Source organism: Anaerovibrio slackiae (assembly GCF_009695585.1).
Taxonomy (GTDB): domain Bacteria; phylum Bacillota; class Negativicutes; order Selenomonadales; family Selenomonadaceae; genus Anaerovibrio; species Anaerovibrio slackiae.
Genome location: NZ_VUNR01000027.1, coordinates 36345 through 43022, shown reverse-complemented (window position 1 = coordinate 43022; position 6678 = coordinate 36345). Strand labels below are relative to the sequence as shown.

Genomic DNA, 6678 nt, shown 5'->3' with positions numbered 1-6678 from the left:
AGTGTCTGATTGATTAGCTGTTGCTGTTGTTTAGTGGGATATATTCGATACTGATAGCCTTTTTGCTGTAACACATCGTTCACCTCCTGTCACTTACTATTATATCACCACTATGTTCTATTGTCCATCTCAATTACTTGCGTAAATTCGGTGGACGTGGCATTCATCTCCCGCCTATAGAGGCAGGGAGTCTTCTGCCACATTAAGATAAACAAAGCTTCCTCCGTAGTAATATCCTTGCGGTAAGTCCACTGGGAATTTCCCAAAAACAGAAATGACCGCCTCAGTTCCAAAGCGAGCGGTCATTCTGACTTAATATGCTGAGGACTAACCGTCTATCGGTAGCACCTTTTTATGTCTCTATACAATTCTCCTGCAAAATTTGCAAGGCTATTTACAGTATTATATCCTGCATAAAACTTCTGCAATAAGCTTCGCCTGGGGAGCCACCGTATCCAGCTCCAAGGTTTCTGATGGCGAATGAATATCATTGTTGTTAGTACCTATAGAAACAATGTCCAGCTGAGGATTCTTTTGCAAATGCCAGCTGCATTCCAGCCCGGCATGAATAGTTGCCATCCGCATCGGCTGACCATTCTGCTCCGCAAATACCTCCAGCATCAGCTTTGCCAGACGGCTGTCCTGCCGCTCCCCCCAGCTAGGGGAAATCCTGCCTGTTTGCAGCTCAAAATCCGTCAGCCGTGCCAGGATTTCTGCTGTCCTATAGTATTCCAGAATACTTCCCTCGTTTGCTGATCTAGGCATGTACTGCACCTCAATGTATTTTTCGCCTCTGTCCGCCTCAAATACGGTGCGCACCACCCCCAGGTTTGCCGAAGTCTGCACCAGCCCCGGACAGAGCTGGGACATGGCTGATACACCGTTACTAAGGCACATCAGAAGGTCTATCAGGTTATCCTTCTGATGCCTATCCATGGCCTGAGGCCGTCCCACCCCTGCCGCAGTTCCTATAGCCTCTACATCCTCTACAGGCTCCACAGCAAAAACAGCCCCTGCCTCTATGCTACCATAAACCGCCAAAAACTCCTGCCGGGACTCATCAGCAGCTGCTGCCAGTTCCTCCAGCCCTGCATCACTATAAAATACAGCCTCGCTGCCGCCGGGAATAACATTCTTTGCCCTGCCGCCATTGAAGCTGACCAAATCAAAGGCAAGCCCCTTTTGGCGCCAGCTATGCAGGCAGGCAGCCAAAGCCTTGATGGCATTGCCGCCGCCACAGTTGATTTCCTCTCCGGAATGGCCGCCCCGAAGGCCGCTGACCTTCAGCCGATACAGCTTAGGCAGGCTGCTGCGCATCGGGCAGAAGCCCTGCCGGAAGGTGATATCGCCACTACCTGCACTGCCCACTGTCAGCAAGTCCCAATCCTCTGAGTCGCAGTTAATCAGATACCTGGCATCAGCAAGTGCCTCCGGCGCCAGCTTTTCCGCCCCGGTCATGCCGCATTCCTCATCCACGGTAATCACCGCCCGCAAAGGGCCATGGCTCTCCAAATGCTTCATGATGTACACGATAATCGCAATGCCCATGCCGTCATCAGCTCCCAGGCTGGTTCCGTCAGCATGGAGGAGATTGCCCTCCCGTACCAGCTTGATTTCGTCCGTCAGGGGATTGAAATCCACCCCCTCTGCCGCCACGCAGACCATGTCCATGTGTGCCTGCAGCACCGTTAATGGCTTTTCCTGGCAATCTTCCGTGGCTTCCATATCAGCGATGATATTATTTACATCATCCTGCACCACGCGGCAGCCCATATCCGAAAATAATTTGTACAGATAATCGCTGACTGCCTTCTCATATCCTGATGGACGAGGTATTTTGGCCAGCTGGGAAAACTCAGCCAGCACCCCTTCCACAATTTCATTTTCACTGATATTCACTATATTGTTCATGCCCCATGCTCCTTGCCTTATCAATATTCAACATTTATCATCCATCATTATTCATTATTCATCATCATTCAGCATCAATTATATTGATCAGCTCCTGCATATCCTCAGGATAAGGTGCCTTGACCACAATGCGCCTGCCTGTAGCCGGCTGCCAAAAATCCAGCTCTGCCCCGTGCAGTGCCTGCCGCCTGATTGCCCTGCTGCGGCTGCCGTACATCCTGTCACCTGCCACCGGGCAGCCTGCATGAGCCAGGTGCACCCTGATCTGGTGGGTGCGCCCCGTTTCCAGCGTCAGCTGCAAGAGGCTATGCTCCCTGCCCTGCTTCAGCACCTGAAAATGGGTAACAGCCTCCTTGCCACCTGCCATCACCTGACGGCGATTGGGCTGCAGGGGATTCCTGCCTATAGGCAGATTGATGGTACCCTCCGGGAATTTTGCCTGCAGCAGAGCCACATCACCAGAGACAACTGCCTCATACTTGCGGTGCAGCCGGCCTGCTGCCAGGGAAGCTTCCAGCTTTGCCTGCACCTCAGAGCTTTTAGCGAACAGCACGCAGCCGGTAGTATCCCTGTCCAGGCGGTGCAGAGGCCTGATTGTCACCATCTGCCCCTTGACCTTGAAATAATGTGCCAAATAATTGGCAAGGGTGCCGGAGCCGGTCTGCCCGGCAGGATGCACCAGCATCCCGGCAGGCTTGTTCAGCACAATCACCTCATTGTCCTCGTAGAGAACCTCCACTGCACCTTCCTCCGGCACTACCCCATAGCCGGTATCCTTGAACTGGCGGATTGCCACCATATCGCCAGCCTTCAGCAGCCTTTTCGTATGGGCGCTGCTGCCGTTCACATACACACCCCGGCTGAAAAACAGCTTCTGCCGCTGCCGTGCCGATACAGACATAACCTCCTTCAGATACTGCTCCAGCTCCATTCCATCATAACGAGCTGCTACAATGTATTTTTTCAGGCTGGAATTCTTTTCCCTGCGCTTTCCTTTCATAAATACCTCCGCAAAACTTTCAATAGGATTATTATAGCATAGATGCACGATATATCACGATATATATTGAAGTAAAGAAAAAAATTCCACAAAAATAGCAGCTATCAGGTTAAATCCCCTGATAACTGCCACTTGAACCCCCGGCAAATATATGGCTTACAGCACCTTGTTCAGCCGCACTCCCAGGAATGCCGCCGCCACAGCCTTGATAATATCCCCCGGAATAAAGGAGAACATCGCCATGGTCATTGCCTGCCACAGCTCTACATGCAGTGTCAGCATCATGTAGGCAATCCCCAGGATATAGGTAGCAGGAAATGCCACCGCCAGCAGCACCAGCAGATACCGCTTCCAGTCATAGCTTTTGCCCTTTAAATAGCTTACGCAGGTGTAGCCCACGAAAAAGCCGGGAAAAAAGCCGCCGCTGGGCCCCAGCAGCTTGCCAATGCCTCCCTGTCCGCCGGAAAATACCGGCACGCCAGCTGCCCCCAGCAGAATCCATGCCAGGATAGCTACCGCAGTCTGCTTGGGCGGCAAAATCAATGCTGTTATGCCCAGAGCCAGAGTGGTAGCCGTCACCATGACCGGCGAAAAAGGCGTCGGAAAAGCAATATATCCACCAACGCTTATCAGTGCCACGCACATGGCCATCCTGCCCATGGAACGGGGCGTAAATACCTTATCCTTCATAATAAAGACCTCCCGGTAATACCAATACTCTCATATCAGTATACCCCCGGGAGGCAATTTAGTCAACTAATGCGCTATATTAAGTTTACCATCTGCCTTGCGCCAGATACATCATGCAGCACATATTCTGCCGCTATATTACAGCTCCTTGCCGGACAGCAGGGCATAAGCTTCCTTGTACTTGGCAATGGTCTTGTCAATAATCTCATCCGGCAGCAGATAATCGCTGTCAGGGTTTGCCTTCAGCCAGTCGCGGACAAACTGCTTGTCATAGGATGGCTGGGATTTGCCTGCCTCATAGCCCTCCAGCGGCCAGAAACGGGAGCTGTCCGGAGTCAGCATCTCATCACCAATCATGAAAGTGCCGTTCTCATCAATGCCGAACTCAAACTTGGTATCAGCGATGATGATGCCATGCTCACGGGCATAAGCAGCGCATTTCTTGTAGATGGCGATGGTGGCATCACGCATCATGGTCATGTATTCCAGCCCCTTGCCAGGGAACTCCTTCTCCACATACTTGACGCCTTCCTCGAAGCTGACATTGATGTCATGGTCACCCAGCTCAGCCTTGGTGCTAGGAGTAAAGATAGGCTCAGGCAGCTGCTGGGACTCCTTCAGCCCCTCCGGCAGCTTGATGCCGCAGACAGTACCGTTCTCCTGATAGCTCTCCCAGCCGCTGCCGGTGATGTAGCCACGGACGATGCACTCCATAGGCAGCATGGTCAGCTTCTTGCACATCATGCTGTTGCCCTGGAACTGCGGCTGCTGGAAGAACTCCGGCATATCCTTATTATCAACGGAAATCATGTGATTTGGCACAATATCAGCAGTCAAATCAAACCAGAACTTGGACATCTGGGTAAGTACCTCACCCTTCTGAGTAATCTTGTTCTTGAGAATGTGGTCAAATGCGGAAATACGGTCAGTAGCTACCATGATGATGCTATCGCCTGCATCGTATACCTCACGAACCTTACCTGATTTGAATGGCTTATACTCTTTCATAATTTCCTCCTGTGTCTTGATAAATTTCTGTACAATCCGGCTTTCTGCACTATCCGGCACCTGTACATCCTAACGCAAATTTTATGATACCACAGAAATACCTTTTCCTCAAGCTGTTTTGCAAAAGTCCCCCCAAAGGGACTGCTACCCCGGCACAGCTGAACGATACTGCATTAATCCAGCACCAGGTTGAAATACCCCCGCCGCTTTAATCTGGTAGTTTTCAGCCGCTCCGGCAGCCAGACCATGCCGTCCGGCAGCCTGTACTCAAAGCTGCGCACCTTCCGGCTTTCAGGATGCAGCTCTGCCGCCCGCCTTGCCAGGAGAGGCAGGAGCTTCGGCAGCTGACTGAGGTTCAGGGTGGACTCCACTATCCGCATGGTCTCCCCGTCCAAGGTATACATGAGGATGTGCTGTGGCGTCTCTCCCTCGCCCTCATGGCAGCATTTCACCAAAAGGGTTTCCCCCTGCTGGAAGGCAGCATGCTCCATGGCGTAGGCAATATCCTCCTCCAGCCACGCCACATAGCCCGGGCCCTGCCACTTGGCATCACGGATGGCCTTGTACTCCTTTGCCGTAGCAGGCTTCAATGCCACATCTGCCGCCTCCTGCTCCCGGCATGGCTGCAGGGCATAAAACTTCTTGTCATACACCGGCTGGAACCCCCGCTTGGCATAGAAAATCCGCAAATCTGACTCCGCCGGTGACAAAATCAGCGGCTTCTGCCAATGCTGCTGGGCAAACTGCAAAATCCGGCTTGACAGCCCCTGCCCCTGATACTCCGGCAGGGTAGCCACCGCATACACATAGTAGCCCTCAATATTGCCGATGGCGGTCTGAATATCTGCCGGTAGGAAGCTTGCCATGGACACCGCCCTGCCATCCCGGTAAATCACCAGCATATTCAGCTCGCTCATGCGCTTTGACATGTAAAAATCAATAAACTCCGGGCTATCCCCAAAGCACTGCTCCCACATGGCATGGATTGCCTCCCGGTCGCGGACAGGATCCGCCATAACCACATCCGCAGTTTCCGCCACATACTTCTTCAGCAGGATTTCAGGATAATAGGACAGCTTCGCTTTGCGAAGCCCCAGGTCGCCCATATCATCCTCCCGATTGATATACTCAAAGCCCTCCGTGGCATGCTGGACAAACTGCTGGTTAATCATCGGATAGGCACCCTGCACCTCCGGGAAGGCCTTTTCAAAATGCACCAGAAATGTATTAGAGTTCAACGGCTCTCCCATGGTAAATGCCACAATGTCCTCATGACGCCTCAGGATGCCACCCTTCAGTCCGATTGCCTCATAATTGACAAAGGCATCTTCCAGCACGGAAAACTCATTTTCCATGTCCTCATTCCACTTTTCCGCCCGGGAGCAAATCCAGTTCCGCGCCATAAAGCGCGTCTCCGCCAGATTTTCCCTGGTGATAGGCTCATAGCTCCAATTCTCATCATCTTTGAAGCGGGCAATATGATTGCGCTTTTTCTGCATTTTCTTGCCCTTCAAAGACGCCAGCTTTTCACGGCTGTACAAATAATCATAACAATCACGGTTGGACTCGATTAAAAACCTCCCCGGGAACCACTCCAGAAGAAGCTCCCGCTCCTGGGCGAGAATGGGCTCCAAATGCAGGGGAATACCTTCCTGGCGGCACAGCTCCAGCATGATTTCCAGGGCTGCCCTCTTGTCACCAGCACCGATAGGAAAATAATATGTCCAGTACGGCACGTTTTCCTTCATGGTCTTGTACATGCAGCGAAAAACCAGGCAGCCTGCAATCTCCGCCACCTGCACATGATAAAGCTTCCGATACAGGAAAATCGTGCTGAAGGAACGCTCGCAGCTGTTGCCATCATCCTCCGCCAGCCGTGCCTTGATCCAGTCCTTGTCCTCTATGCCAACCTCGTGAAAATTATAATCTTCCATAATCATTACCTACTTACATACTAGTTAAATCTTCTTTACTTTCATCACGCAAAAGTCATTATACCACAAAAATTGTCATGCCGCCCCTTTTTTGATAAAATAATAACAGAAGCTTTACAACATATTACAATAGGT

At 51.7% G+C, this 6678-nt stretch carries 6 protein-coding genes; all 6 read right to left on the bottom strand.

Annotated features, from left to right (window positions below; all coding sequences use genetic code 11):
• Positions 1 to 74 (bottom strand): helix-turn-helix domain-containing protein (locus FYJ84_RS15080; RefSeq protein ID WP_407060751.1); only part of this gene is annotated, 74 nt, incomplete at its 3' end.
• Between the two features lie 328 nt (positions 75 to 402).
• Positions 403 to 1911, bottom strand: coding sequence for a M20/M25/M40 family metallo-hydrolase (locus FYJ84_RS11625; protein WP_154407776.1), 1509 nt, complete (start codon positions 1909 to 1911; stop codon positions 403 to 405).
• A 64-nt stretch (positions 1912 to 1975) separates the two neighbouring features.
• Positions 1976 to 2911, bottom strand: a complete 936-nt coding sequence (locus FYJ84_RS11620; protein WP_205764228.1) for an RluA family pseudouridine synthase — start codon at positions 2909 to 2911, stop codon at positions 1976 to 1978.
• A 156-nt stretch (positions 2912 to 3067) separates the two neighbouring features.
• Positions 3068 to 3601: a biotin transporter BioY gene (locus FYJ84_RS11615; protein WP_154407775.1), complete on the bottom strand. Its 534-nt coding sequence runs from the start codon at positions 3599 to 3601 to the stop codon at positions 3068 to 3070.
• A 138-nt stretch (positions 3602 to 3739) separates the two neighbouring features.
• On the bottom strand, positions 3740 to 4609 hold the full coding sequence (locus FYJ84_RS11610) for a phosphoribosylaminoimidazolesuccinocarboxamide synthase (protein WP_154407774.1): 870 nt from the start codon (positions 4607 to 4609) through the stop codon (positions 3740 to 3742).
• 173 nt (positions 4610 to 4782) lie between these two features.
• Positions 4783 to 6543, bottom strand: a complete 1761-nt coding sequence (locus FYJ84_RS11605) for a GNAT family N-acetyltransferase (protein WP_205764227.1) — start codon at positions 6541 to 6543, stop codon at positions 4783 to 4785.
• Positions 6544 to 6678: the final 135 nt, after the last annotated feature.